Annotated in this window: 20 protein-coding genes and 3 tRNA genes; 12 read left to right on the top strand and 11 right to left on the bottom strand. The window is 70.9% G+C overall.

Annotated elements, in window-relative coordinates; genetic code table 11:
* Positions 1-89 precede the first annotated feature (89 nt).
* The 6 genes from O7617_RS10945 to O7617_RS10970 all read right to left on the bottom strand — a co-directional run bounded on the left by O7617_RS10945 (position 90) and on the right by O7617_RS10970 (position 6,515).
* Positions 90-977 (bottom strand): carbohydrate ABC transporter permease, encoded by an 888-nt coding sequence (locus O7617_RS10945; RefSeq protein ID WP_282263259.1) that lies wholly within the window; start codon positions 975-977, stop codon positions 90-92.
* Between the two features lie 12 nt (positions 978-989).
* Complete coding sequence (locus O7617_RS10950) at positions 990-1,946, bottom strand: sugar ABC transporter permease (protein WP_282263261.1); 957 nt, start codon at positions 1,944-1,946, stop codon at positions 990-992.
* An 88-nt stretch (positions 1,947-2,034) separates the two neighbouring features.
* Positions 2,035-3,414: an extracellular solute-binding protein gene (locus O7617_RS10955; RefSeq protein ID WP_282263263.1), complete on the bottom strand. Its 1,380-nt coding sequence runs from the start codon at positions 3,412-3,414 to the stop codon at positions 2,035-2,037.
* A 333-nt stretch (positions 3,415-3,747) separates the two neighbouring features.
* The gene (locus tag O7617_RS10960; protein WP_282263265.1) at positions 3,748-4,752 is read right to left on the bottom strand and encodes a LacI family DNA-binding transcriptional regulator; all 1,005 of its coding nucleotides are present in this window, start codon (positions 4,750-4,752) and stop codon (positions 3,748-3,750) included.
* The gene (locus O7617_RS10965) at positions 4,733-4,978 is read right to left on the bottom strand and encodes a hypothetical protein (RefSeq protein ID WP_282263266.1); all 246 of its coding nucleotides are present in this window, start codon (positions 4,976-4,978) and stop codon (positions 4,733-4,735) included. The genes O7617_RS10960 and O7617_RS10965 overlap by 20 nt, the downstream gene beginning before the upstream one ends.
* A 61-nt stretch (positions 4,979-5,039) precedes the next feature.
* Positions 5,040-6,515 carry an NAD(P)/FAD-dependent oxidoreductase gene (locus tag O7617_RS10970; protein ID WP_282263267.1) on the bottom strand — a complete coding sequence of 492 codons (1,476 nt, stop codon included), beginning with the start codon at positions 6,513-6,515 and terminating at the stop codon, positions 5,040-5,042.
* A 91-nt stretch (positions 6,516-6,606) separates the two neighbouring features.
* Between O7617_RS10970 and O7617_RS10975 the strand changes: the two genes are divergently transcribed.
* Entirely contained in the window at positions 6,607-7,671 is a 1,065-nt protein-coding gene (locus O7617_RS10975; protein WP_282263268.1) for a serine hydrolase domain-containing protein, read from the top strand.
* Positions 7,672-7,680: 9 nt separating this feature from the next.
* Here the strand turns inward: O7617_RS10975 and O7617_RS10980 are convergent, their stop codons facing one another.
* Positions 7,681-9,006, bottom strand: coding sequence for a deoxyribodipyrimidine photo-lyase (locus O7617_RS10980; protein ID WP_282263269.1), 1,326 nt, complete (start codon positions 9,004-9,006; stop codon positions 7,681-7,683).
* Positions 9,003-9,926 carry a phytoene/squalene synthase family protein gene (locus tag O7617_RS10985; protein ID WP_282263271.1) on the bottom strand — a complete coding sequence of 308 codons (924 nt, stop codon included), beginning with the start codon at positions 9,924-9,926 and terminating at the stop codon, positions 9,003-9,005. Before O7617_RS10985 ends, O7617_RS10980 begins: the two co-directional genes overlap by 4 nt.
* 64 nt (positions 9,927-9,990) lie before the next feature.
* Between O7617_RS10985 and O7617_RS10990 the strand changes: the two genes are divergently transcribed.
* The 9 genes from O7617_RS10990 (at position 9,991) to O7617_RS11030 (ending at position 16,959) form a co-directional block, all read left to right on the top strand.
* Positions 9,991-11,133 carry a polyprenyl synthetase family protein gene (locus O7617_RS10990; protein ID WP_282263272.1) on the top strand — a complete coding sequence of 381 codons (1,143 nt, stop codon included), beginning with the start codon at positions 9,991-9,993 and terminating at the stop codon, positions 11,131-11,133.
* Between the two features lie 28 nt (positions 11,134-11,161).
* Positions 11,162-12,643: a phytoene desaturase family protein gene (gene crtI, locus O7617_RS10995; protein WP_282263273.1), complete on the top strand. Its 1,482-nt coding sequence runs from the start codon at positions 11,162-11,164 to the stop codon at positions 12,641-12,643.
* Entirely contained in the window at positions 12,640-13,257 is a 618-nt protein-coding gene (gene idi / locus O7617_RS11000; RefSeq protein ID WP_282263274.1) for an isopentenyl-diphosphate Delta-isomerase, read from the top strand. Before crtI ends, idi begins: the two co-directional genes overlap by 4 nt.
* Positions 13,247-14,191 (top strand): MerR family transcriptional regulator, encoded by a 945-nt coding sequence (locus tag O7617_RS11005; RefSeq protein WP_282264703.1) that lies wholly within the window; start codon positions 13,247-13,249, stop codon positions 14,189-14,191. The genes idi and O7617_RS11005 overlap by 11 nt, the downstream gene beginning before the upstream one ends.
* 76 nt (positions 14,192-14,267) lie before the next feature.
* The gene (locus O7617_RS11010) at positions 14,268-15,041 is read left to right on the top strand and encodes a polysaccharide deacetylase family protein (protein WP_282263276.1); all 774 of its coding nucleotides are present in this window, start codon (positions 14,268-14,270) and stop codon (positions 15,039-15,041) included.
* Positions 15,042-15,195: 154 nt separating this feature from the next.
* Positions 15,196-15,268: transfer RNA gene (locus tag O7617_RS11015), tRNA-Glu, on the top strand.
* Positions 15,269-15,299: 31 nt separating this feature from the next.
* Positions 15,300-15,373 (top strand) — tRNA-Asp (locus O7617_RS11020).
* Between the two features lie 99 nt (positions 15,374-15,472).
* Positions 15,473-15,546: transfer RNA gene (locus tag O7617_RS11025), tRNA-Phe, on the top strand.
* A gap of 888 nt (positions 15,547-16,434) precedes the next feature.
* Positions 16,435-16,959: an SRPBCC family protein gene (locus tag O7617_RS11030; protein WP_282263277.1), complete on the top strand. Its 525-nt coding sequence runs from the start codon at positions 16,435-16,437 to the stop codon at positions 16,957-16,959.
* A gap of 40 nt (positions 16,960-16,999) precedes the next feature.
* On the opposite strand, the gene O7617_RS11035 is transcribed toward O7617_RS11030, so the two are convergent.
* On the bottom strand, positions 17,000-17,707 hold the full coding sequence (locus O7617_RS11035) for a DUF2786 domain-containing protein (RefSeq protein ID WP_282263278.1): 708 nt from the start codon (positions 17,705-17,707) through the stop codon (positions 17,000-17,002).
* A 131-nt stretch (positions 17,708-17,838) separates the two neighbouring features.
* Here O7617_RS11035 and O7617_RS11040 point away from each other — a divergent pair, with 131 nt between their 5' ends.
* Positions 17,839-18,279, top strand: a complete 441-nt coding sequence (locus tag O7617_RS11040) for a hypothetical protein (RefSeq protein ID WP_282263279.1) — start codon at positions 17,839-17,841, stop codon at positions 18,277-18,279.
* A gap of 49 nt (positions 18,280-18,328) precedes the next feature.
* On the opposite strand, the gene O7617_RS11045 is transcribed toward O7617_RS11040, so the two are convergent.
* Positions 18,329-18,718, bottom strand: coding sequence for a hypothetical protein (locus tag O7617_RS11045; protein WP_282263280.1), 390 nt, complete (start codon positions 18,716-18,718; stop codon positions 18,329-18,331).
* Positions 18,719-18,873: 155 nt separating this feature from the next.
* Between O7617_RS11045 and O7617_RS11050 the strand changes: the two genes are divergently transcribed.
* Positions 18,874-20,217, top strand: a complete 1,344-nt coding sequence (locus O7617_RS11050) for an ABC transporter substrate-binding protein (RefSeq protein ID WP_282263281.1) — start codon at positions 18,874-18,876, stop codon at positions 20,215-20,217.
* A 66-nt stretch (positions 20,218-20,283) separates the two neighbouring features.
* Here O7617_RS11050 and O7617_RS11055 read toward each other — a convergent pair whose 3' ends face one another.
* The gene (locus O7617_RS11055) at positions 20,284-21,027 is read right to left on the bottom strand and encodes an enoyl-CoA hydratase/isomerase family protein (protein WP_282263282.1); all 744 of its coding nucleotides are present in this window, start codon (positions 21,025-21,027) and stop codon (positions 20,284-20,286) included.
* Positions 21,028-21,075: the final 48 nt, after the last annotated feature.

The following is a 21,075-nucleotide window of genomic DNA, read 5'->3' on the forward strand; positions in this document are numbered from 1 at the left end:
TCTGGGTCAGTACGTCGGCGGGTTCGCCGGACCTGGATGTGTGTCGGGCGAACGGTCGTTGTTCGCCGCGCGGGCTGTTGCGGTCGCGGCTACCCCTTGAGGCTGCCCGTGGTCAGACCGGACATGATGTTCCGCTGGAAGATCAGGAAGATGATGACGGTCGGGATCGCCGCGATGACCGAGGCGGCGATCACCACGTTCATCGGCGTACCGCCGGCGAAGGCGTAGATGCCGACGCTCACCGTCCGGGTCTCCGGCGAGGGCATGACCAGCTTCGGCCAGAGGAAGTCCTTCCACACCGCCGTCACCGCGAAGATCGAGACGACGCCGAGGATGGGGCGCGACAGCGGCAGGATGATCGACCACAGCGTGCGTAGCGACGACGCCCCGTCCATCAGGGCGGCGGCCATCAACTCCTCCGGGATCGAGTCGAAGAACCGCTTCAACAGGAAGATGTTGAACGCGTTGGCGACCAGGGGCAGCCAGATGGCGAACGGCGAGTCGAGCAGGTTGATGTGCAGGATCGGCAGGTCGATCACCGTCACGTACTGCGGGACGATGAGCACCATCGCCGGGATCATCAGTGTTCCCAGCATCAGGGCGAGGATCACGTTGCCGAACACCGGCCGGAGTTTCGACAGCGAGTACGCGGCCGCGGTGTCGAAGACGAGCTGGAACAGCACCGCCCCGGCCGCGTAGTAGAACGTGTTGAACAGCAGCTTGGCGAGGTCCAGGTTGTTCCACGCGTCGATGTAGTTCTGCGGCTGGGGGTCCTTCGGGAACAGCGAGGGCGGGGTCTGCGCGATCTCCTGACCGGACTTCAGGGCGCCGGTGACCATCCAGTAGAGCGGCCCGAGGAAGACGAGGGTGAAGCCCACGACGACGACGGTGAGCAGGGCCCAGTAGATGAACCGGCCGCGCCCACGGCGGAGTTGCGCGTGAGAGATGAGGGTCCGGGTGCCGGAGTCCTGTGCCATGTCTCGCCCGTCCTAGTCCTGTTTCGCGCTCAGCCGCAGGTAGGCGGCCGAGAAGCCGGCCAACACCACGAGCATGAGCACGCCGAGCGCCGCGGCGCCGTTGAGGTCGTTCTGGAAGAAGCCGTGCTGGTAGATGAGGTACGCCACCGACGTCGCGGAGTCCTCCGCGCCCGCACCGTTGGCGAGGATCAGGGGCTCGATGAAGAGCTGCATCGTGGCGACGATCTGGATCATCGCCAGGAGCGCGAGGATCAACCGGGTCTGCGGGATCGTCACGTGGCGGATGCGCTTCCAGATGCCGGCGCCGTCCAGCTCGGCAGCCTCGTACAGCTCCCCCGGGATGTTCTGCAACGAGGCCAGGTAGATCAGCACCGCCCCGCCCATGTTCATCCAGGTCGACGCGAGCACCATGGCCGGCATCGTCATCTCGGGCGACTGCATCCACTGCGAGGTGGGCAGGTGCAGCGCCTTCAGGATCGCGTTGAAGAGACCGGCCTCGCTGGGGTCGTACGCGTAGAACTTGAAGAGGTACAACGCCGACGCCGGCGGCAGCATGACCGGCAGGTAGACCAGGATCCGCAGGTACCCCTTGGCGTGGCGGAACTCGTTGAGCAGGACCGCCACGAAGAACGGCACCGCGTACCCGAGGACGAGCGCGAGCAGCGTGAAGTAGAGCGTGTTCTGCCAGGCCGGCCAGAAGCTCGGGTCGGCGAGGATGCGGGAGTAGTTGTCCCACCCCACCCAGGTGGTCTCACCGCGCCGGGTCCGCTGGAAGCTCATGACGATGCCGCGGACCATCGGGTACCAGGAGAAGACGACGAAGCAGAGCACCGCGCCGATCAGGAACGCGTGCCCGGTGAGGTTGTCCCGTACCTTGCGGCCGAGGCTCGTGCGCTGCGCCCCGGCCGAGTACGGCGACGGCGGGCGGCCCGGTTTCCTGGGGGTCTCCGGAACGACGGTGATCGCCAAGGCAACTCCTGGGTGAGTTAGTGACGTCGAGATGCGGTGCGGGTGGTGTGTGGGGGCCGGGTCGGCGTCCCGGCCCCCACACGCTCGGTCAGCTCTCCGCGGCGAGGAGCTGGTTGACCTTGTCCTCGGCGGTCTTGAGCAGCGCGTCGATGTTCGAGTTCGGGTTGGTCAGCACACCGGACATCGCGGCGTCGAGCACCGCGTAGATCGCCTGGGCGTTGCGCGGCTCACCCTTGATCGGCACCGGGGTCGCCTCGAAGATCGCGAAGTTGGCGGTGTCGACGTTCGCGTTCGCCTTGCGCAGCTCCAGCTCCTGCTTCTGCGCGTCGCTGCCGTTGGCGAACAGCAGCGGCTGGGGCAGACCCACCGGGTAGTTCTGCGGCTTGGCCCGCACGTAGTCGAACTGCCCCTTGCCCGGGGTGAGCTTCTGGTACGCGATCCACTTCAGACCGGCCTTGACCTGCTCCGGGGTGAGGTCCTTCTTGAAGAAGTAACCCTCGCCGCCACCTAGCGTCCCCTTCGCCGCGCCGTCCTGGCCGGGCAGCGGAGCCATCGCCCAGTCCTGGAACTTGCCCTGGAACTGGCTGACGATGGCCTGGGTGGCGTCCGGCGCACCGATGAACATGCCGACCTTGCCGGCGCCGGCGTTGGTCAGCAGGTCGCCCCACTGAAGCAGCTGGCGGGCACCCATGCTGTTGTCGCCGTACCGCATGTCCTTGAGGTTCTGCAGGACCTGCTTGCCCATGGGGTTGTTGAAGTCGGCCTTCTTGCCGTCGGCCGTGAGCACCTGGCCGCCCTGCGAGTAGAGCAGGGAGGTGAAGTGCCAGCCGCCGGTGTTGCCGGCGCTGTACTCCGAGTAGCCGGCGATGCCGTTGCCGAGCGCGGAGATCTTCTTGGCGGCGGCCCGGACGTCGGCCCAGGTCTTGGGCGGGTTGTTCACGTCCAGCCCGGCCTGCTGGAACAGGACCTTGTTGTAGATCAGCCCCATCGAGTAGTTCTTCACCGGGACGGCGTAGAGCTTGCCGCCGTCGGTGAAGACCTCCTTGAGCGCGGGGTCGATGCTGTCCCAGGTCGGAACGGTGTCCTTGTTGGCGTACTGGCTGATGTCCATCGCCTGACCGGAGTCGAGCACCTGCTGGAGATCGGTCATGTACCCGTAGAACACGTCGGTCACGGTGCCGCCGGCCAGACGGGCGGTGAAGTCCGGCGGGTTGTTGCACTGCTCGCCGACGCTGACGCTCTTGATGATGATGTCCGGGTTCTGCTTCTGGAACTCGGCGACATCGTCGTTCCAGTTCTTCAGCAGCTCTTTCTGGGCACCGACCGGCTGGCAGTCGACGGTGATGGTGACCTTGCCGCCGGCGGTCGCGCCCTTGTCGTCACTCTTCGTGGAGCACGCCGTGAGGCTGAGCCCCAGGCCGGCCACGAGCGCGACCGCCGCAGCCTTTCGGTATTGCGGTACGGACATCTGTCCATCCCTTCGGGAACGGGTGTCTCCAATGACCTTCGCTGATCTGCAGTGATGCGACCTGACGCCCAGTAGCTGCGTCGGAGCCAGGTGTGAGTGGAGTCACTGTAGCGAGGCCGACTCATTTCAGCAAGGTGTCGACCCCATGACGAAAGGACACGACGCGATGGCGACAGATGTTGGCAAGGATCTGAAAGCAGCCGGGAATATCGCCCTTTGTTCCTCTATGGCGGGTCATTCGATCGCTTCGATGAGGTTCGCTGCGAGCAACCACGAAAACGGCCGCCGACCGCGTGGAGCGGTCGACGGCCGAAGCGTCGTAGGGTGCGGTACCTAGCGACCAGGGGCGGGAGCGGTCGAGCCGCGGACCACCAACTCGGGCTCGAACAGCAGCTCGTCCTGGAGCACGCCGGCACCCTCGATCTGGGTGACCAGCAGATCCACGGCGGCCTGGCCCATCGTCTCGATCGGCTGCCGCACGGTGGTCAACGGCGGGTCGGTGCACGTCATGAACGCGGAGTCGTCGAAGCCCACCACCGACACGTCGGTCGGCACCGACCGGCCCAGCCGCCGGGCCGCACGGATCGTGCCCAACGCCAGCACGTCGCTGGCGCAGATGATCCCGGTGACGCCCCGCTCGACCAGCTTCGTCGCGGCGACCCGCGCCCCCTCCATCGAGAAGCTGGAGCGTTCGACGCACTCGGCGTCGTCCTCGCCCCAACCGGCGGCCCTGGTCATCGCGTCCAGTTTGCGGCGCGACGGCACGTGCCCCTCCGGGCCGAGCACCATCCCGACGCGTTCGTGCCCCAGTGAACGCAGGTGCCCGTACGCCTGCTCCACAGCCACCGCGTCGTCGGTCGAGACCCGGGGGAAACCCAGCTCGTCCACACCCGCGTTGACCAGCACGACCGGAAGGCCCCGATCGGTCAGCCGACGGTAGTGGTCGTGTCGCGCGTCCGCGAGCGCGTACGAACCACCGGCGAAGATCACCCCGGAGACCTGGTGGTCGAGGAGCATCTCCACGTAGTCCATTTCGGAGACACCACCGATGGTCCGGGCGCAGAGAGCCGGGGTGTAGCCGCGCTGGGCGAGCGTCCCGGTGACGACCTCGGCCAACGCCGGGAAGATCGGGTTCTGCAACTCGGGCAGCACCAGCCCGACCAGCCGGGCGCGTTCGCCACGCAGCTTGGTGGGTCGCTCGTAGCCGAGCACGTCAAGCGCGGTCAGCACCGCGGTCCGGGTCGCCTCGGAGACGCCGTCGCGGCCGTTGAGCACCCGGCTGACGGTGGCCTCGCTGACGCCCGCCTTCTTCGCAACTTCAGTCAACCGCTTGGTCACGGCCGCAATCGTACGTCGTCCTGATGAAAGAAATGAACAGCAAAATGCGCTGCGTTTGCTGTCCGGCTGCCGCATTCTTCCCATCGGCCACCATTCGGGCGGCGGCATCGGGTGCGTGTTGCGGCGTCCGCGCCTTACCGACACCAGGTCGCACCGGCCGGATCGTGATCGACTCGGCTTTCATGATGTCGCGGTGTCGGAAGGCCCCGGATACCGCGACTTCCATGAAAGCGAGTGGATCAAGCCCGGACCCGCATCGGCGCCCGGCGCGGGGCGTGGGGCGGTCGTCAGGACAGGTCGCGGAGCGCGTCGCCGATGGCCCGATGGAAGGTCGGGTACGCGTAGATCATGTGCCGGAGTTGACTCAGCGGAACCGCCGCGTGCACCGCCACCACCAGCGCGGACAGGACCTCGCCACCGGCCGGGCCGACCGACGTCGCGCCGATCAGCACACCCTGGTCGGCGTCCGCGACGACCTTGATGAAGCCCTCGTCGCCGACCTGGTGGATCCAGCCCCGCGTCGAGCTGCTGAGCTTGGTGAACCCGACCTGCACGTTGATGCCACGGTCGCGGGCCTGCCGCTCGGTGAGCCCGACCGCGCCGACCTCGGGGTCGGTGAAGGTCACCCGGGGCAGCGCGCGGTAGTCGGCGCGGGGGACGGTGCCGGCCGACCCGCTCGACCCGCTGGCGGCCAGTGCGCTGGACGCGCCCATCGCTCCGCCGACCACGCTCGACGTGCCGCTGGCGTCGGCCCCGGCCGTCGCCTGGCGGGCGCGGGCCAGGATGTCGGCGATCACGATCCCCGCCTGGTACATGGCGATGTGGGTGAAGGCGCCCTCGCCGGTCAGGTCGCCGACCGCCCAGACGTGGTCGGTGACGTGCAACCGGTCGTCGACCGGCAGGTAGCGCTGACTGGCGTCCAGGCCGATCGTGTCCAACCCCAGCTCGCCCAGGTGGGCCTTCCGCCCGGTCACCACCAGCAGTCGGTCGGCGGTGTACGCCGCCCCGCCGCTGCCCCGCAGTGTGAACCGGGTGCCGTCGTGTTCGACCCGTTCGGCGCGTACCCCGGTGTGGATCTCCACGCCGTCGGCGCGCAGCGCGGCGGCGGCGACCTCGGACGCCTCCGGTTCCTCGACGGCCAGCACCCGGTCGAGCGCCTCCACCACCGTCACCCGGACCCCGAAGCGGGCGAAGACCTGCGCCAACTCCAGGCCGATAGCGCCGCCGCCGAGCACCAGCAGCGACTCCGGTAGCTCCTCGGCCTCGATCGCCTGATGATTGGTCCAGTACGGCGTGTCGGCCAGACCGTCGATCGGGGGCACCGAGGGACGGGTCCCGGTGCCCAGCACGACTCCGTGCCGGGCCTCGAAAACCTGGTCACCGACCCGGACCCGCCGGGGGCCGTCGAGACGGCCGGTGCCGCGCACGAGCCGGCCGCCCTTGCCGGCGAACCGTTCGGCGGCGACAGTGTCGTCCCAGGTGTCGGTGGCCTCCTCGCGGATCCGCTTCGCCACCGGCGCCCAGTCGGGCTGGACCTGTGCCGTCCCGGCGAGCCCGTCGACCCGGCGGGCCTCGGCGAGCGCGTTGGCCGCCCTGATCATCATCTTGCTCGGGATGCAGCCCCAGTAGGGGCACTCCCCGCCGACCAGGTCCCGTTCGACGCCGACGACGCTCAGGCCGGCTTCGGCGAGCCGCTCGGCCACCTCCTCGCCGCCAACCCCGAGCCCAACCACGACCACGTCCACCAGCTCCGGATCTGCCACCGGAACAGCATGCCCCAGCGACACCGCCCGAATCGTCGGGGCCGGAGAAAAGTCCGCACACTCACCGGTCCGGGCCGCCTACCGTGTCGGGATGCACGCACGCTTCGCCCCCGTCCGGGACTGCTTCCACGACCTGCTCACGGCCGGTCGGGAGACCGGTGCCGGCCTGGTCGTCTGGTACGACGGGCGACCCGTCGTCGACCTGGTCGGAGGGCACCGGGTCGGTGCCGAGCCATGGCGACCGGACACGCTCGCCAACGTCTACTCGGTCGGCAAGCCGGTGGCCGCACTCTGTCTGCTGATGCTCGTCGACCGGGGGCAGGTCGACCTCGACGCGCCGGTCGACGCCTACTGGCCGGAGTTCCACACGCCGGCCACCGTGCGTCAGGTGTTGTCGCACACCGCCGGGCTTCCGGCCTTCCCGGTGCCCCGGCCGGCCACTGCGGTCGCCGACTGGGCGCTGCTCACCGGCGACCTGGCCGCCGCCGATCCCGAGTGGGCACCGGGATCGGTGGCCGCGGAACACGCCTGGACGTACGGGCACCTGGTGGGCGAGCTGGTCCGGCGGGTCGACGGGCGGTCGGTGGGCCGGTTCCTGGCCGAGGAGATCGCCGACCGGTGGCAGCTCGACCTCGGTTTCGGACTGGCCGACGCCGACCGACGCCGCTGCGCCGAGATGCGCTACGGCGATCCGGGGTGGCCGACTCGCAAGCTCGGCGAGCCGGGGTCGTTGCGGGCGCGCGCGTTGGGCAACCCGGCCGGCGGGCTGGACCTGGCGGTGCTGAACAGTCCGCTGTGGCGAGCTGCCGAGATGCCGGCGGTCAACCTGCACGCCACCGCGTCCGGTCTGGCTCGGCTCTACGCCGGTCTGCTCGCCGGCGGCACCCTGGACGGGGTCCGGCTGTTCAGCCCGGAGCTGGTGACAGAGGCGACCCGGGTCCAGTACGACGGGCCGGACCTGCTGCTGGACCGCCAGGTCCGGTGGACGCTCGGCATGCAGTGGGAACCGGACGGCAGTTGGGGCATGGGCGGCATCGGCGGCAGCAGCGCGTGGGCCGACCCGGAACGGGGCTACGCCTTCGCGTACGCCACCGCGCACCTGGCCGAGCACGACCGGGTGGACGAGCTGGTGGAGGTGCTGCACTCCTGTCTCTGACCGCTGACCTCAGCGCAGCCAGACGGGGTCGGTGCCGGGCACCGAGAGCGGCGGCGGGTAGTCGAGCGTCCGGCGCAGCGCCTCGGGCAGTCGCCACGGTTGGTGGACGGCCTTGCCCTGCACCCCCACCAGCTCCGGCACCCACCGGCGTACGTAGTCACCGGCCGGGTCGTACCGCTCGGCCTGCCGGACCGGGTTGAACCCGCGGTACGGCTTGGTGTCGTTGCCGGTGCCGGCGACCCACTGCCAGTTGCCGGAGTTGTTGGCCACGTCCCCGTCGAGCAGCCACCGGAAGAAGACGCCCACCCCGGACCGCCAGTCCTGCCCGAGGTGCTTGGTCAGGTACCCGGCCGTGATCAGGCGGGCCCGGTTGTGCATCCAGCCCTGCGTACGCAGCTGCCGCATCCCGGCATCGACGATGGGCATCCCGGTGCGTCCCTCGGCCCAGGCCGCCAACGCGTCGTCGTCGTAGCGCCACTGCTCGGTGGCGCCCCGCCGGTACGCCGAGGTGGAGATCTCCGGGAACGCGGCGGTGACCTGGTAGTAGAAGTCCCGCCAACAGAGCTGCCTGACGAACGGCCCGGACCGGTCCCCGGCGCGGTTGGCCACCGCCAGTGGGGACACGCACCCGAACCGCAGGTACGGGCTGAGCCGGGACGTGTCGTCGCCGGCCATGTCGTCGTGCTGGTCGTCGTACCGGCGCAGGTCGGGCAGCCAGTCGGTGAGCCGCTGCCGGGCGACCCGCTCACCGCCGACCGCCGCGTCCGGCGAGTCCCCCGCCGGCGGCTTCGGCAGACCGCCCACGCGCACGCCGCTGGGCAGCGCCACCCGTTCCGGCGCGGCCAGCTCCTCGCGCCACTGCCGGGCGGTCCAGGACCTGTGGTACGGGCTGAACACCCGGTAGTGGTCGCCTCCGCCACCGGGTTGAAGCGCGCCCGGCTCGACGACCGTCAGCCCGGGGAACAGTCGCAGGTGCAGCCGGTGCCGCTCGCAATCGGCGCGTAGCCGCCGCTCCCGACGGCGGGCGTAGTGGCTGACGTCGGCGGAGAGCGCGACGGCGGTGGCTCCGACCTCGCCGGCCAGCCGGATCGTCTCGGCCACCGGGTCACCGTGCCGCACCACCAGGTCACCGCCGCGCTCACGAAGCTCGGCGCGCAGCTCGGCGAGTGCCTGGTGCAGGAACCGGGTGCGGTTGGCCGACAGGTGAGCCAGCCCCGGATCGAGCACGTACAGCGGCACCACCCGGTCGAACGCCGCGCAGGTGGTGGCCAGCGCCGGGTGGTCGTGCACCCGCAGGTCGCGGGTGAGGAGCACGATCGCGGTGCTCGCGGTCACCGGGTCTCCGGTCGGACCGTCGGCCCGGGGATGGTGACCGGCGTACCGGTCGGGGTGAGCAGGGCACGGGCGGCGACCGCCATCCGTCGCCGCTGCGGCACCAGGGCCCGGCGGGTGAAGACGTCGTAGCCCTGCGCGGCCACCTCGTCGAGGATGCCGCCGTACAGGGCGTACGCGGTGCGCATGCAGGCCTGCGAGGCGGGCGCCAGCATGGTGATTCCCGGAGCGGCGGCGGCGTAGTGCGCCTGGGCGCGGGTCACCTCGTACTCGATCAACTCGCGGGTCTTCTGCGTGCCGCGACCTCGGGCGCCGGCCTCGGCCAACTCGTCGCGGGTGACGCCGAACTTCGCCAGGTCCTCGTCCGGCAGGTAGGTGCGGCCCCGGTCGAGGTCCTCGGCGACGTCCCGGATGAAGTTGGTGAGCTGGAAGGCGAAGCCGAGCTGCCGGGCCGGCTCCCGTGCCGCCGCCGGGTCGGAGCTGCCCAGGATCGGCAGCATCATCGTGCCGATCACCGCCGCCGAACCCTCCATGTAGTCGAGCAGGTCGTCGTAGGTCGGGTACGCGGTGACCGTCAGGTCCATCGCCATGCTCTTCAGAAACGACGCGAAGTCGTCCCGGTCGAGATCGAAGACGGCGATCGTGTGCAGGACCGCCGGCAGCAACGGGTCGTCGACTGGCGCGCCGTGCAGCCCGGACACGAAACGGCTGGCCCAGTCGTCCAGGAGGGCGGCGCGCTCGGCCTGGGGAAGGTCCTCGGTGCGGTCCACGATCTCGTCCGCGTACCGCGTGAACCCGTAGAGGGCGTGCACATGTCGTCGTTTCCAAGCGGGGAGCAGTCGGGTGGCGAGATAGTAGGTGCGGCCGTGACGTTTGTGCAGCTCACGGCACCGGTCATAGGCAGCGGTGAGATCGGTTTCCACCGGCCCTCCTCAAATATCGACGCACCAATCGACGCAACTCGTAGCCTAGGGTACGCTCGATCGCATGGCCAACGACGCAGTTGCGGGCAACGCCACCCGCGTGGCGCCGGCAGAGCCAGGGGAGCGGGACGACCCGGTCCGCGCCGTTCTGGCCGCGTACACCCAGGACCTGATCGCGGCGGTCCACGAGACGCTGAGCACGTTCCTCACCACCGAGGTCGACACCCTCACCGAGATCGACGCATCGATGGGCCGGTTCGCCTCGGCCGCGCGGGACGCCGTCCTCGTCGGCGGCAAACGGATCCGGTCCACGTTCGCCTACTGGGGGTGGCGCGGCGCGGTCGGCGGCGCCGAGGCACTGCCCCCCGTGCTGCCCGCGCTGGCCGCGCTCGAGCTGCTGCACACCTTCGCCCTGGTCCACGACGACGTGATGGACGCCTCCACCACCCGTCGAGGCCGACCCACCGCCCACGTCGCACTCGCCGAGCAGCACATCGCCGCCGGCCACCGAGGTGACCCCGGCCGGTTCGGCGAGGCGGTCGCCGTGCTCATCGGTGACCTCTGCATGGTGTGGGCCGATCGGCTGCTGGCCCAGGCGACGGTGCCGTCGGCCCGACTGTTCGAGGTGCGCCGCTGCTACGACCAGATGCGGGTGGAGACGGTCGCCGGGCAGTACCTCGACGTGCTCGGCGAGAACGACCCGGCCAACTGGTCGGTCGACCGCGCGCTGCGGGTGGCCCGCTACAAGACCGCCAGCTACACCGTCCAGCGACCACTGCTCTACGGTGCCTGCCTGGCCGGGGTCCCCCTCGACGATCCGCTGGCCTCCGCGTACACCCGCTACGGCCTGGCCGTCGGCGAGGCGTTCCAACTCCGCGACGACCTGCTCGGCGTCTACGGCGATCCGGCCGCCACCGGCAAACCGGCCGGTGACGACCTCCGCACCGGCAAGCCGACCACGCTGCTCATGCTGGCCCGGGAGTTGGCCACGTCGGCGCAGCTCCGGGCGTTGGAGCGCGCCGCCGACGGGCCGGTCGACCGGCTCGCCGAGCTGCTCGTGGAGACCGGTGCGGTGACCCGGGTGGAGCGGATGATCGCCGAGCGGGTGAGTGACGCGCTGGCGGCGCTCGACGCCGCACCAGTGGACCGGACGGCGCGGACCGCGCTGACCGGGCTGGCCACCGCCGCCACCAACCGGCGGGCCTGATGAGCGACTTTCTCGAGGAGGTGGTCACGTGCGGACGGTGACAGGGCGGACGGACCGGGTGGTGGTCGTCGGAGCCGGGCTGGGTGGCCTCGCCTGCGCGTTGCACCTCGCCGGCAGCGGCCGGCAGGTGACCGTGCTGGAACGCGAGCCGGTGCCCGGCGGGCGCGCCGGCCGACTCGCCGTGGACGGCTACGAGTTCGACACCGGCCCGACCGTGCTCACCATGCCCGACCTGATCGCCGAGGCGCTCGGCGCGGTCGGTGAGGACATGCGCGACTGGCTCGACCTGACCCCGCTCGATCCCGCCTACCGGGCGTACTACCCGGACGGCTCGACCCTCGACGTGCTCACCGACACCACGCGCATGGCCGCCGAGATCTCCCGGGTCTGCGGGCCGCGTGAGGCCGACGGTTACCTGCGCTTCGTCGACTACGCACGGGAGCTGTGGCGGCTGGAGCGGGCCGACTTCATCGAGCGCAACCTGGACGCGCCGACCGACCTCCTCACCGGCAACCTGCTGAAGTTGCTGGCCGGCGGTGCCTTCCGTCGCCTCCAAACGAAGATCAACCAATTCTTCCGGGACCCGCGTACCCAGCGGATCTTCTCCTTCCAGGCGATGTACGCCGGCCTCGCGCCGCACGACGCGCTGGCCATCTACACGGTCATCGCGTACCTCGACTCGGTGGCCGGGGTCTACTTCCCGCGCGGCGGCATCCACGCGGTCTCCAGGGCGATGGCCGGCGCGGCCGAGAAGCACGGCGTGCAGATCCGCTACGACACCACGGTGACCCGGGTGGAGACCGCGAACGGCCGGGCCACCGGTGTGCTCACCGCGGACGGCGAACTGATCCGGGCGGACGTGGTGGTGCTCAACCCCGACCTGCCGGTCGCCTACCGGGACCTGCTCCCGGCCGCTCCGGCACGACGGCTCACCTACTCGCCGTCCTGCGTCGTTCTGCACGTCGGCTCCCGACAGGGATATGACAAGATCGCCCATCACAACATCCACTTCGGACGCGCGTGGAAGGGCACCTTCGATGAGGTCATCCGGCGGGGCGAACTGATGACCGACCCGTCGCTGCTGGTGACCAACCCGAGCCGGACCGACCCGTCGGTGGCCCCCGCCGACCGACACACCTACTACGTGCTCGCTCCCGTACCCAACCTGCACCGGGCTCCGTTCGAGTGGCGCGGCGACCTGACCCAGCGCTACAGCGACCAGCTGATCGGCACGTTGGAGGAGCGCGGCTACGTCGGTTTCGGCGCCGGCGTCGAAGTGCTGCGGGCGATCACCCCGGCCGAGTGGGAGGAGCAGGGGATGGCCGCGGGCACGCCGTTCGCCGCCGCCCACACCCTCTTCCAGACCGGCCCGTTCCGCCCGTCGAACCTGCACCGTGACCTGTCGAACGTGGTCTTCGTCGGCTCCGGGACCCAGCCGGGTGTCGGCGTACCGATGGTGCTCATCTCCGGCAAGCTCGCCGCCGGTCGGATCACCGGGGAAGGCCGATGAGCAGTCGCGAAGGGCACCTCGTCGAGTTGGTCGACGAGACCGGCGAGGCCCACGGCGAGACGACGGTCGCCGCCGCGCACCAGCCGCCGGGGCAACTCCACCGGGCCTTCTCGGTGCTGCTGGTGGACCCGGACGGTCAGGTACTGCTCCAGCGCCGGGCCCCCGTGAAGACCCGGTTCCCGCTGCGCTGGGCCAACTCCTGCTGCGGCCACCCACGACCCGGCGAGTCGCTCGCCGAGGCCGCCAACCGACGGCTACGCGAGGAGTTGGGCGCGGGCCCGGTCGAGCTGACCGAGGTCGGCGTCTACGTCTACTACGCCGAGGACCCGGCTACCGGTCGGGTCGAATTCGAGTACGACCACGTGCTGCGCGGCGATTTTCTTCCCTCTGCCCCTCTGCTGCCGGACCCGGGCGAGGTGGCCGAGCTGCGGTGGGCCGACCCGACCGCGCTGGAAGCCGACCTCGACCGCGACCCCCGGTCGTACGCGCCCTGGCTGGGCGGGGTGGTGAACCGGCTGCTGCGCCCCTCGGGGTCAACGCCCGGCACACCCGGCCTGGCCGTGGCCCCGCCCGGATCGGCGGATGACGCGGCGGAGCGGTCGGGTGGTCGATGAGGCGCTGAGCGCGGGTGCGGTCGCACGCCGGCTGGGGGTCGCGGTCACGACCCTGCGCACCTGGCATCAGCGCTACGGGCTCGGGCCCAGTGAGCACGTCCCCGGTCACCATCGCCGCTACACGCCTGCCGACCTGGCCCGTCTCGAAATCATGCGGCGACTCACCGCCGAGGGGGTGAGCCCCGCCGAGGCGGCCCGCTGGGCCCGCCAGGCACCCGACCCGTCACCCAACGGCACCGTCGCTCTGCGCCGCGCCCACCCGCCCGCTCGCGACGGCGGTGGAAGCATCCCGGTCGGTCGCGCCGGGCCGGTAGCCCGAGGGTTGGCCCGCGCCGCCATGCGCCTGGACGCGGCGGCGATCAGCGAGACGGTCGCCCACTCCCTGGCCACCAACGGGGTCGTCGCCACCTGGGAGGGTCTGCTGCGTCCGGTGCTCGCCGGCATCGGCGAACGCCACGCCGCCACCGCCGGCCTGATCGAGGTGGAGCACCTGGTGTCCCGCTGCGTCTCGGAGGCTCTCGCGGCGGCCAGTCGGGCCAGGGTTCCCACCGGCCCCGCCCGTATCCTGCTCTCCTGCGCGGACGAGGAGCAGCACACCCTTCCACTGGAGGCGTTGGCTGCGGCTCTCGCGGAGGCCGGGGTCGGTTACCGGATGCTCGGCGCCCGGGTGCCGGTCGCCGCTCTGATCGAGGCGGTCAACCGGACCGGACCGGCCGCCGTGGTGCTCTGGTCGCACACCCGGGCCACCGCCGACCCGGCCCAGCTCAGCGCGTTGCTCGCCGCACCACGCCGCCCGTTGTTGGCGCTCGCAGCCGGCCCCGGCTGGCGAGCCGACACCCTACCCGCCGGGGTGGTGCGGCCGGTGGACCTGGCCGAGGCGGTCTCCCTGGCCGCCGCCGTCCGTGACTCCCTGGACCAGTCGACGCGTGACTGATCGCACTGTCGCCCGCTGATCGGGTGAACTACCGTCGGGCGGGTCCGCCCTACCCCGACCCCCCGGGAGCAAGCAGATGCAAGCCCGCGCCGCCCTGGCGTCCGTCCTCGCCGTGGCGCTGGTCCTGTCCGGTTGTGCGCAGCCGGAACGCACCATCGCGTCGCACCCGGCGGTGTCGACGCCGTCACCGGCCCCGCCGTCGCCGCATCCGACGCTCACCAAGCCGCCGAAGCCGCCGCTGCGTCCACTGCCGGCGAAGCTCCCCGCCGGTCTGCGCCGCAACACCGGCGAACGCCCGGTGGTCCTCACCTTCGACGACGGGCCCAGCCCGGCCTGGACGCCCAAGGTGCTCGACCAACTGCGGGCCGCCAAGGTGACCGCCACCTTCTGCGTGGTCGGCCGCGAAGTGCAGCGTCACCCGGAACTGGTCCGGCGGATCGTCCTCGAGGGCCACCAGCTCTGCAACCACAGCTGGCGACACGACCTCGACCTGGCCCGCCGGCCGGTCGACGAGATCCAGGCCGACCTGGCGCGCACCAACAAGGCCATCCAGACGGCTGTTCCCGGTGCCAAGGTGCCGTTCTACCGGCAGCCGGGCGGCCGGTGGACGTCGGAGGTGCTGAAGGTGGCGAAAGGGCTCGGCATGCGCCCGCTGCACTGGTCGGTCGACCCACAGGACTGGGACAAGCCGACCGCCGCCACGATCGGCGAGCGAATCCACGCCGCCGCCCGCCCCGGTGCCATCGTGCTCCTGCACGACGGGGGCGGCAACCGAGCCGCCACACTCGCTGCCTGCCCCCACCTGATCGCCGACCTGAAGAAGCGCTTCGGCATCGCCAAACTCCGCTAGACCGGCTCTGACCTGCGGTTATCCCCCATTTCCCGCCCCTGCCGATACCGATTTTGTCCACCGACCGGGCATCACGTATGCTTTCGAAGCCTCCGGCGGGGCCGGATGGGAGCAAGTCCGCTTGAAGTTGCGAGTGTGCAATGATGGCGGGGCCGCCCTCATCGTCTAGCGGCCCAGGACGCCGCCCTTTCAAGGCGGTAGCACGGGTTCGAATCCCGTTGGGGGCACGACCGGCGCAAGCCGGAGCAACACAAGCTAGGTCCTGTGGAGCAGTTGGAGTGCTCGCCGCCCTGTCAAGGCGGAGGTCGCGGGTTCAAGTCCCGTCAGGACCGCAGCGCTGACGCCGCGCCCCGCGCGGCGTTCTGCGTATCGGAGCAGGTCGCCCTGCCACCGGTTCGTCCGGTAGCCGGGTAGCATGAGCCGAGCGACACGGCCAGGTAGCTCAGTTGGTACGAGCGTCCGACTGAAAATCGGAAGGTCGGCGGTTCGACCCCGCCCCTGGCCACATAGCCTTTCGCCGGGCTACAGAGGTCCCCACCAGCGAATACGCAGGTGGGGATCTTGCTGTTTTGCGCCTCATAGGTCGACAGGGCGACGCGGACCCGCGCTCTGCCCTCGGTCCCCCGCGCTCCACCCTCCGCGGTCCGCGCCCGCTCCCGCTCCCGCGTGATCAACTCCACTTCGCCGAAGTCGCGGTATCCCAGCACCTCCGACACCGCAATTTCCCCGAACCCGTGTCGATCACGCGGGAGCGGGAGCGGGGGCGGGGGCGGGCGCGGGGACCGAGGTGGAGGGCGGAGCGCCGGGGCCGGGGGTGGAGGCCGGAGCCAAGGACCACAGGCCGGACCGGCGGCGTCAGTCGTCGCGGTGCTGCGCGATGCCGCCCTGGATCGCCTCCCACACGCTGCGTCCGGCCTGTCGCAGCGTCTCCCCGGCCTGCTCGGCGAACTGGGCCGCGTTCTGGGCGGCAGCCTGCGCCGCAGCCCAACCGCACCCGTGGCTGCGCCTCGGCGTGCACCCCGTTGATGTCCAGCTCGACGCCGCTCAGGTGCACCCGTACGCCGGCGTCGACCTGAAGGAGGTTGGCAACCCGGGCCCGCAGCGACAGGTCGGCGTCCAGACCGTCGACAGCCAGCCGGATCGAGTCGACGGAGACCTTCGGGATGTCGAGCAGGACGTCCGGATCCGCGCTGTCGGCGTTGGGGTCCGGCCCTCGTTGCTGCGCGTTCTCGCTCATCGTCTCCCGCCCCGCCTGCACAGAGTCCCGGTCGTCCGCGCGGTTACCCGCTTTCCGGCAGGGCATCCCGTGGGTGACGGCTCGGCAACCCTCTGTCTGGAACCGGGCACCGCGCGAAGCTGCACAGCCGGGCATCAGCCGGTATGGTCCGGGCCTATGGGACAGGAAATGACTGATCCGGCCGACATCCGGCAGGACGTCGACCGGTTCTCCCTCCGCTGCGGTCTCCTCGTCCCGGGCTCGGCCGAGCACGCGTTCGCGGTCTTCACGGCCCAGCTGACTGACTGGTGGGTCATCGAATACACCTGGTCCGGCCCGGGTGCCCTGGACGAGCTGGGCATGGAGCCGCGGGCCGGCGGGATGCTCTACGAGATCGGCCCGTACGGCTTTCGCGCCGACTGGGGGCGGGTGCTCACCTGGGATCCGCCCCGACGGCTGGTCTTCGCGTGGCAGATCGGCCCCGACCGGGCGCCGGTGCCCGATCCGGCCCGGGCCAGCGAGGTCGAGGTGCTGTTCCAGGCGGAAGGGCCGGAGCGTACCCGGGTGGAGCTGGAGCACCGGCACTTCGACCGGCACGGCGAGGCTGCCGAGGGATATCGCATGGCACTCACCGCCGGCTGGCACGAACTGCTCACCCGCTACGTCGACACGGTGTCGCGCCACCCCGGCGTCTCCGCCTGACCGGCCGAGCCGCCGACCGGCAGCGGAACGGCGCGTCGGCTCACCGGCCGATTCGCCGATCGGCAGCGGAGCGACCGGCGAGGTCCCGGCCGCCCAGGTTCGCGCGCTGACCGGCTTCCGCACCCGCGCCGAACCCGGTGCCGCCCAGGCGACGCGGCGGCGCGGTGCGCAACCGTGGGTACTGCTCGCTGAGGCGTCGCTGCACCCGGTCGGACCGGTCGGCGAGCACCAGCGCCACCGAGGGCGTGCCCGACTCGCTGACCGCCGCCGTCTCCGCCGCCCAGAGCCGGCCGCCGATGACCTCCGCGAAACCGGCCAGCCAGGAGCGGCGGAAGGCGGCGGGATGGTCGTCCTCCGGCACCGGGGTGGCCGCCAGGCCGTGCGCCGCCTGCACGAGCAGTGAGGTGAAGAGCAGGTCGACCCGTTCCAGGTCACTGGCGAAGCCGAAGAGGTGCAGCGCGAAGCCGTTGCCCTGCCGACGGCGTACGCAGCGACAGCGCAGCGGCTCGGCGACGGCGGCGAGCAGGCCGACCTTGTCGCGGGCGTACGGCGCGACGATGTCCAGCACCCGGTCGCCGACGCGGTCGGTGGTGGGGTCGCGGACAGCCAGCAGCGCCCGGTCCACGCCGTAGCGGGCGATCAGCTCGGTGGCCTTGGCGGTGAACGCGGCGGCCTCGGCCGGCGTGCAGGCCGGGTCCTCGGCCTGGGCCAGCAGCTTGCGCACCTTGCTGAGCATGGCCTCGGACATGCCTACAGAGCTATCACACGGGGCGGACATCGACGGGGTCACGACGCAATCGATCGATACGTATCATCGTCACCGTCCGATGATCAGTCCTATCCGGACGGTCAATCTACTGTTCCCGGAGGCCCGCACGCATGCCATTCCCGACCGCTCGCCTGTCCGCCGTCGCCACGGTCGCCGCACTGCTCCTCGCCGGCACACCCGCACAGGCCGCCCCGACCGCGCCGATCACACCGGCCGCCCCTGGCACGAACGCCTTCGCCCCGCTCGCCACGTGTTACGGCGGGGCGGTCCGGTCGTACTTCGCGAACGGCCGCTACGGCGGCTCGGCCGGCCAGTACCGCACCACGACCCGCTGCCGTGACATCAACGTCCGCAACGCGAGCGTGTACGCCACCGAGGCGTGCGTGATCTTCGTCGACAAGACGAGCGCCTGTAACTACTGGACCTACCTGCCGGCCAACTCGGGCTGGACCACGGTGGCGACCAACGTCCGGGACGGGGTCAACTTCCGGGTCCGCTTCGAGAACCTGCGGTACGAGTACGAGCCGCTGATCGCGTACCACGCGTTCTGAGTGCGACGGTCGCGGCGTCCGCTCCCCGACGGACGCCGCGGCCCGGTCGTCACCCGGCGCGGCTGCGCAGGGTGGCGATCGTCGAGCCGGCGAGGGTGAGCAGGCAGTCCGGCAGCAGACCGTCGGCTGCCGCAGCCCCGAACAACGCCTCTCCGGTCGGCTCGTCCCGGTTGGCGTACGCGCTGACGAAGCGAGCCACCCAGCGGGTGTCGTACTCCGCCTGGTCGATCCCCGGGAAGTCCAGCGCCGCTCCACCGGCCGCCGGGGCGTCGCCGAGCATCGTCGCGGCGAGACACCAGGCGACGCCGTACGCGCCACTCAGGCCGGCCCGGTCGACGACCGCGTCGAACGCTCCCACCACCGCGTCCCCATCCCCGGTCAGCGCCGAGCGGAGCACGGCGGCAGCGTCGTCGAACGTCTGCTGTGGTAGGTCCGTCACCCAGCGCACAGTAGGACGGACCGTCAAGCATCCCGCCGATCGTCACTGTCCGTGTTCAACGCGAGCTACCTGCGCTTTACGCCACCTCCACGGTCCCACCGACGGCTTCGGCACGCTAATGTGCGCAGCGGACCTTCGCCGGAGGAAGGACGACCATGCTCGTATCTCGCCGATCGCGGGTGGCCACACTGGCCGCCTGCGCGACGATCCTGCTCGCCACAAGCGCCTGCGGGGATGACAAGGCCAAGGAGGCCAGCGCCCAACAGGTGCGTCTCTACGGCACGGACGGCAACATGCTCAACTCCTATCCCGCGGAGTTGAAGGAACGCGCGAGCCTCGTGGACGGGATGAAGGGCACCACGCCACTCACCCCGCTGCCGGACGACTTCAAGAGTCGGCTGAAGGGCGTCGATCCGGCGCTGACGGACTACCTGTATGCCGCCGAGTCGTACGACGCCGTGGTGATCGCCGTGCTCGCCGCCCAACTGGCCGGGAGCACCGACCCGGCGGCCATCGCGAAGCAGATCGTCGCGGTGACGAACGACGGGCAGCGCTGCGAGGACCCGGCGAGTTGCCTCGCGCTGGCCCGTAACGGGCAGGACATCGAGTACCGCAGCGTGTCGCTCACCCGGGCGGGCTTCACGGACAAGGGTGAGCCGGCCACCGCGAGCTACGCCACCCTGACCTTCGACGGGCAGCAGATCAACGACGGCAAGACCGAGTTCGTCGGCGCGGGCATCGAGTCGGCGGCGAGCACCAAGACGCCCCCGAAGCCGAAGAAGCAGCGCGCGGGTGGAGACCCCGACCAGGAGCCACTGAAGTTGGGCGGCCTGCTGCCGAAGACCGGTGACCTGGCGATCGCGTACCCGCCGATGGCCGCTGGCGCCGCGCTGGCGATCAAGGAGGTCAACGCCGCCGGCGGCGCACTGGGCAAGCCGGTGACCTGGGTCGAGGGCGACGACGGCACCAACCCGGCGGTGGCCAAGGCCACCGTGGCCAAGCACGTGACGAGCGGCGTCAGCGTGATCATCGGCGCCGGTGGTTCGGGCATCTCCCGGGAGGTGCTGCCGGACGTGGTGCGGGCCGGGAAGATCCTCTTCTCCCCGTCCAACACCGACAGCGGTCTGACCGACGTCGAGGACAACGGCCTCTACTTCCGCACCGCACCGCCGGACAGCCTCCAGGGCCGGGCGCTGGCCGACGTGATCCTCCGCGACGGGTCGCAGAAGATCGTGATCGTCGCCCGCAAGGACTCCTACGGTGAGGGCCTCCAGGCCACCGTCCGTGACGAGCTGGAGAAGGCCGGCGTCGCCGCCGACCGGCTCAAGCTGATGACGTACGACCCGCCCGCCGATGCCAAGGCGCCGCCGGTCGACTTCAGTGGTGGGGCGAAGGAGATCAAGGACTTCGGCGCGGACGCCGTGCTGATCATCGGCTTCGGCGAGTCCGCCCAGGTGATCCGCGGCCTGGCCGACGCCGGGGTGCAGATCCGGCAGTAGCACGACCTCAGAAGCACGACGGCCGCACCGGCGCTCTCGCCGGTGCGGCCGTTCTTGGTCGGCGAGTCAACGCGGCCGGCGACGCTCCAGGAACTCGGTCATCCGCCGGTGCTTCTCCTCGTCCTCGAAGAGCACCGCCTGACTGACCAGGTCGAGATGCGGATGCGCGGCGGCGGGCGCGTCCACCGCCAGCTTGGTCAGCCGCAGCGCCAACGGCGAGCCCAAAGCGATCTCGTCCAACAGGGCGTGCGCCACGGTCAGCAGCTCGGCGGGCTCGTCCACCACCCGGTTCACCAGACCGATCCGCAGCGCCTCCGCGGCGTCCACCCGTCGGCCGGTGAAGAGCAACTCCTTGGCCCGGCCCTCACCGACCAACGCGGGCAGCCGATGGGTCGCGCCGGCACCGGCCAGGATGCCCAACCGCACCTCCGGCTGACCGAAGACCGCCCGCGCCGTGCACACCCGAAGATCGCAGGCGTACGCCAGCTCCGCGCCACCGCCCAACGCGGGGCCGTCGACGGCGGCCACGGTCGGCATCGGCAGCGCCCGGATCCGCGCGAACGCGGCGGAGTTGATCGCGGCGAGGGCGTCCGTGCGGCCCCGTTCGCGGAGTTGGCCGATGTCGGCGCCCCCGGCGAAGATGCCCTCCGCACCACCGGTCAGCAGCAGGAGCCGGGGCCGCGCCTCCAACTCGGCGCAGACCTGGTGCAACTCGGCGATCAGGTCGGCGTCGATGGCGTTGCGCTTCTCCGGCCGGTCCAGCGTGACGACCAGCCGGTCCGGCCGTTCCTCGATCCGCAGCCCGCTCACCGTGCCCGCCCTTCGTTCTCGACTGCGGGGCACGCAAGCTCACTCCTC

Origin of the sequence: Micromonospora sp. WMMD1155 (genome assembly GCF_029581275.1) — a bacterium.
Taxonomy (GTDB): Bacteria; Actinomycetota; Actinomycetes; order Mycobacteriales; family Micromonosporaceae; genus Micromonospora.